This window comes from Aeromonas finlandensis (genome assembly GCF_000764645.1).
In the GTDB taxonomy this organism is placed as follows: domain Bacteria; phylum Pseudomonadota; class Gammaproteobacteria; order Enterobacterales; family Aeromonadaceae; genus Aeromonas; species Aeromonas finlandensis.
In genome coordinates this window covers 1-5,756 of record NZ_JRGK01000109.1, presented here as the reverse complement: position 1 = coordinate 5,756, position 5,756 = coordinate 1, and the positions used below count along the sequence as shown (strand labels likewise).

At 56.9% G+C, this 5,756-nt stretch carries 4 protein-coding genes; all 4 read left to right on the top strand.

Annotated elements, in window-relative coordinates; all coding sequences use genetic code 11:
• A partial coding sequence (clpX, locus tag LD28_RS0110520) for an ATP-dependent protease ATP-binding subunit ClpX (RefSeq protein WP_033136920.1) occupies nucleotides 1-856 on the top strand: 856 nt, incomplete at its 5' end.
• A gap of 141 nt (nucleotides 857-997) precedes the next feature.
• Entirely contained in the window at nucleotides 998-3,352 is a 2,355-nt protein-coding gene (gene lon / locus LD28_RS0110515; RefSeq protein ID WP_033136919.1) for an endopeptidase La, read from the top strand.
• A 240-nt stretch (nucleotides 3,353-3,592) separates the two neighbouring features.
• A complete protein-coding gene (hupB, locus tag LD28_RS0110510) occupies nucleotides 3,593-3,865 on the top strand; it encodes a nucleoid-associated protein HU-beta (RefSeq protein ID WP_005315375.1) in 273 nt (90 codons plus the stop codon).
• A gap of 150 nt (nucleotides 3,866-4,015) precedes the next feature.
• Nucleotides 4,016-5,756 (top strand): peptidylprolyl isomerase (ppiD, locus tag LD28_RS0110505; protein WP_033136918.1); only part of this gene is annotated, 1,741 nt, incomplete at its 3' end.

The window sequence follows — 5,756 nt, the reverse complement described above, 5'->3', positions numbered from 1 at the left end:
TACCATGACCGATGCGACCACCCTGACCGAAGCCGGTTACGTGGGCGAGGACGTGGAGAACATCATCCAGAAGCTGCTGCAAAAGTGCGACTACGACGTAGAGAAGGCCCAGCGTGGTATCGTCTATATCGACGAGATCGACAAGATCTCCCGCAAGTCGGACAACCCCTCCATCACCCGCGATGTCTCCGGGGAAGGGGTACAGCAGGCACTGCTCAAGCTGATCGAAGGGACCATCGCTTCCGTGCCGCCGCAAGGTGGTCGCAAGCATCCGCAGCAGGAGTTCTTGCAGGTTGATACCTCCAAGATCCTCTTCATCTGTGGCGGTGCCTTTGCCGGTCTGGACAAGGTGATCGAGCAGCGTTCCGTGAAGGGAACCGGTATCGGTTTTGGCGCTGAGGTGAAATCCAAGGATGCCAAGGCAACCCTGAGCGAGACCTTCGCCAAGGTGGAGCCGGAAGATCTGATCAAGTACGGTCTGATCCCCGAGTTCATCGGCCGTCTGCCGGTGGTCGCGACCCTGACCGAACTGGACGAGTCTGCACTGATCCAGATCCTGAAAGAGCCGAAAAACGCGCTGACCAAACAGTACGCTGCGTTGTTCGATCTGGAAGGGGTCGAGCTCGAGTTCCGTGACGACGCACTCAACGCCATTGCCCGCAAGGCGATGGAGCGTAAAACCGGTGCGCGTGGTCTGCGTTCCATCGTGGAAGCCGTGCTGCTGGATACCATGTATGACCTGCCTTCTTTGGAAGGGGTCAGCAAGGTGGTGATCGACGAGACCGTGATCAAAGGGGACTCCGCGCCCTTGATGATCTACGAAAATCCCGAGACCCAGGCTGCTGCATCAGAGTAAATGTCTGATTTTTAATCAAATGGAAGGGGCTTTTTGCCCCTTTCATGCTTTTTACGGTTTCGGCGATTGAATCTCATCTCAGCGCCCCCATATACTCAGCCAAGCGCTTTGCCAACGGTATAACAAGCCGAGAGGACATATATGAACCTAGAGCGTTCAGAACGCATCGAGATTCCCGTCCTGCCTCTTCGTGACGTGGTGGTTTATCCCCACATGGTCATTCCACTCTTTGTGGGGCGGGAAAAATCCATTCGCTGTCTGGAAGCGGCCATGGAGCAGGACAAGAAAGTTCTGCTGGTGGCCCAGAAGGATGCGTCAACCGATGAGCCGACAGTGGAGGAGATCTTCACCGTCGGGACAGTGGCCAATATTCTGCAGATGCTCAAGCTGCCGGACGGCACCGTCAAGGTGCTGGTAGAGGGGGGGCAACGTGCCCGCCTGGAGCGGATGATCGACGACAAGGATTTCTTTGTCTGCGAGGCCCAGTACATCCCCTCCCAAGCCATTGAGGAGAAGGATCAGGAAGTACTGGTTCGTTCCGCCATCGGTCAGTTTGAAGGCTATATCAAGCTCAACAAGAAGATCCCGCCCGAGGTACTGACCTCGATTTCGGCGATCGACGATGCTGCGCGTCTGGCCGACACCATGGCGGCTCACATGCCGCTCAAGCTGGAAGATAAGCAGAAAGTGCTGGAGATCGTCTCGGTTTCCGAACGCATCGAGTTCCTGATGGCGATGATGGAGTCGGAGATTGACCTGCTGCAGGTCGAGAAGCGCATCCGTACTCGCGTCAAGAAGCAGATGGAGAAGAGCCAGCGCGAGTATTACCTCAACGAGCAGATGAAGGCCATCCAGAAAGAGCTGGGTGAGCTGGAAGATAGCCCGGATGAGTTTGAAGCCCTCAATCGCAAGATTGAAGAGGCTGGCATGCCGAACGACGCCCGTGAAAAGGCGCTGGCCGAGCTTGCCAAGCTGAAAATGATGTCTCCCATGTCCGCCGAGGCTACCGTGGTTCGCAGCTATGTGGACTGGATGGTACAGGTGCCGTGGAAGGCGCGCTCCAAGGTCAAGAAAGACCTGGGCAAGGCGCAAGAGGTGCTGGATGCCGATCACTATGGCCTTGAGAAGGTCAAGGATCGCATCCTCGAATATCTGGCGGTACAGGCGCGGGTGAACAAGCTCAAGGGCCCCATCCTCTGTCTGGTTGGGCCTCCTGGTGTGGGCAAGACCTCGCTGGGCCAATCCATCGCCAAGGCGACGGGTCGCAAATATGTGCGGATGGCCCTCGGTGGGGTGCGTGACGAAGCGGAGATCCGCGGTCACCGCCGTACCTATATCGGTTCCATGCCTGGCAAGCTTATCCAGAAGATGGCAAAAGTCGGCGTGAAGAACCCGCTGTTCCTGCTCGACGAGATCGACAAGATGAGCTCGGACATGCGTGGCGATCCCGCATCCGCCTTGCTGGAAGTGCTTGATCCGGAACAGAACAACAGCTTCAACGATCACTACCTGGAAGTGGATTATGACCTGTCGGACGTGATGTTCGTGGCCACCTCCAACTCCATGAACATCCCGGGTCCGTTGCTGGACCGGATGGAAGTGATCCGCCTCTCCGGTTACACCGAAGATGAGAAGCTCAACATTGCCAAGCAGCATCTGGTTGCCAAGCAGATCCAGCGCAACGGCCTGAAAGAGTCCGAGATCACCATCGAAGATTCTGCCCTGGTCGGGGTGATCCGCTACTACACCCGCGAGGCTGGTGTGCGGAGTCTGGAGCGCGAGATCTCCAAGATTTGTCGCAAGGCGGTCAAGCGTATCCTGCTGGACAAGAGCATCAAGCATGTTCAGGTCAATCAGGCCAACCTCAAGGAGTTCCTCGGGGTTCAGCGTTTCGATTACGGCAAGGCCACCGACCAGAACCAGGTGGGCCAGGTGTGTGGTTTGGCGTGGACCGAAGTGGGGGGCGATCTGCTCACCATCGAGACCACCAACATGCCGGGCAAGGGCAAGCTCACTTATACCGGTTCCCTCGGTGACGTGATGCAGGAGTCGATCCAGGCGGCCATGACGGTCGTGCGGGCCCGTGCCGAGAAGCTGCGTATCAACGCCGACTTCTACGAGAAGCGCGATATTCACGTGCACGTACCTGAGGGGGCAACCCCGAAAGATGGTCCGAGCGCCGGTATCGCCATGTGTACCGCTCTGGTCTCCAGCTTGACCGGTAATCCGGTTCGTGCTGATGTGGCGATGACAGGGGAGATCACCCTGCGCGGCGAAGTGCTGCCCATCGGTGGTCTCAAGGAGAAGTTGCTGGCAGCTCATCGTGGCGGCATCAAGCGAGTGCTTATTCCGAAAGAGAACGAGCGTGACCTTGAGGAGATCCCGGCAAACGTCAAACAAGACCTTGAAATTTATCCGGTTCGCTGGATTGACGAGGTACTGGAACTGGCGTTGCAGGACAATCCGCAGGGCTTTGAACGCGTTTCTGTCGTGTAAATGTTGATGCGCCGCAAATTTGGCGCATTCGGCGGGTGGTTAAGGCTTGCATGCGCCCGATAACGGAAGTAGCCTTGACCACCGATCGGGTACTCGTGATGAGTCGCAATGCGTTGTGTGGCGCGGGTTTGCGCCAGATTGTCACTTGCAACTGATCAGGAGGCTTGCTATAAAACCTCCACTTGTTGTGGCCAGGGAATTTGGTGCTGCAGCGGTGTTCGATAAAAGGGGAAAATAAGAGTGAATAAATCTCAACTGATTGACAAGATTGCAGACGGTGCCGATATCTCCAAAGCTGCCGCTGGCCGTGCGTTGGATGCCTTCATTGATGCTGTTGGTGAAGCGCTGAAAGAGGGTGACCAGGTTGCTCTGGTTGGTTTCGGTACTTTCGCTGTACGCGAGCGTGCTGCCCGTTCAGGCCGTAACCCGCAGACTGGCGCGACCATCGAAATCGCTGCTGGTAAAGTTCCTGCCTTCAAAGCCGGTAAGGCCCTGAAAGACGCTGTTAACTAAGTCGGTCGCTGATATCCGTCGGCTACCGTCCTTGGTCGCAGACCAGACAAGTTAGAGAGTCCTCTCTCATACTGATTGACCAAGGCGCATCGCAATCGGTGCGCCTTTTTATTGTTTACGCCCATCGAGTTCGGGAGCATAAGTACAAACATGATGTTGGATAAACTACGCGAAGGGGCGCAGGGCAAGGTAGCCAAGATTATCTTGGGCCTGATCATCCTCTCCTTTGCCTTGGCTGGTGTAGGTAGTTACCTGAACGGCCCGGCCCGTACCGCCCCCGCCACTGTCAACGGCACCGAGATCAGTGCTGCAGCACTGGAAAATGCCTACCGTAACGAGCGCGCCCGCATGGAATCCCAGATGGGAGAGGCATTCAGCCAGCTGGCCGCGAACCCCGATTACATGAAACAGTTCCGCCGTGGCGTGCTGGATCGCCTGATCGATCAGGCACTGCTGGACAGCAAGGCCCGTGAACTGGGTCTGCGCATCAGCGACGAACAGATCAAGCAAGCCATCGTGGAGATGCCTGAGTTTGCCGAAAACGGCAAGTTCAATAATGACCGTTATCTGCAGCTGATCCGTCGTGCCGGTATGACTCCCGAAATGTTCCGTGACTCCCTGCGTCAGGACATGGTGCGTCAACAGCTGATGGGCGCCCTGCTGGGTACCGAATTCTCCCTCAAGGGTGAAGCGGAGCAGCTCGACAAGCTCTACAACCAGACTCGCGATCTGCGTCTGGTGCGCTTGGCTGCAGCTAACTATGTGGCTGATGTTCAGGTCTCCGACAACGAGCTGGAGCAGTACTACAAGACCAATGGCGCCCGTTTCATGAACGATGAGCAGGTCAAGGTCGACTATCTGCTGCTGGATGCCGCCAATCTCAGTAAGGGCATCAAGGTTACCGAGCAGGATGCCCAGGATTATTACGATCAGCACCAGGATCTGTTCCAGCGTGCCGAGCGTCGTCATGTAGCTCATATCCTGATCCCGTTTGGCAAGGATGAGAAAGCGGCCGAGCAGAAAGCAGAAGCCGTGCTGGCCAAAGCCAAGGGGGGCGAGGATTTCGCTGCGCTGGCCAAGGCTGACTCTTCCGATACCTTCTCTGCCAAGAAAGGTGGCGAGCTGGACTGGTTCGAGAAAGGGGTGATGGATCCGGCCTTCGAGAAATCCGCTTTTGCCCTGAACAAGGCGGGTGATCTCTCCACCGTGGTGAAGAGCCCGTTTGGTTTCCACATCATCAAGTTGCTGGGTGTTGAAGCAGCCCAGACCAAGCCGTTTGCCGATGTGAAGGAAGAGACCATCACTCGTCTGCAAGCTGACAAGGCCAAGGAGCTGTTCTTTGCCGAGCAGCAGAAGATGGCTGACAACAGCTTCGAAAACCCGGATTCGCTGGATCTGACCGCCGAGGCTATGGGGCTGAAGGTACAATCTTCCGATTACTTCACCAAGGCGACTGCCCCGGCTCCGCTGAACGATCCCAAGGTGCTCTCCGTGGCGTTCTCCGAACAGCTGCGCGATGACAACACCAACTCCGACGTGATTGAGCTGGCAGATGGCAAGGCGCTGGTGCTGCACATCACTGGTCACCACCCGAAAGCGGTCAAGCCGCTGGCCGAGGTGAAAGAGCAGGTGATTGCCGCCATCAAGCATGACAAGGCGGGTGAAGTTGCCCGTGGCAAGGCTCAGGGTCTGCTGGACAAGCTGAAGGTCGGTGAGAGCATCAATGCCGATCTGACCGCGCTCGGTCTGAAAGTGGAGACCCACAAAGGGGTGGCCCGCTTCGATCGCGAACTGGATCAGAACCTGATTGCCCAGGCGTTCACACTGCCCCATCCGAAAGATGGCAAGCCGAGCGTGGCACTGGTTGCTGAGACCAATGGTGACCGCGTGG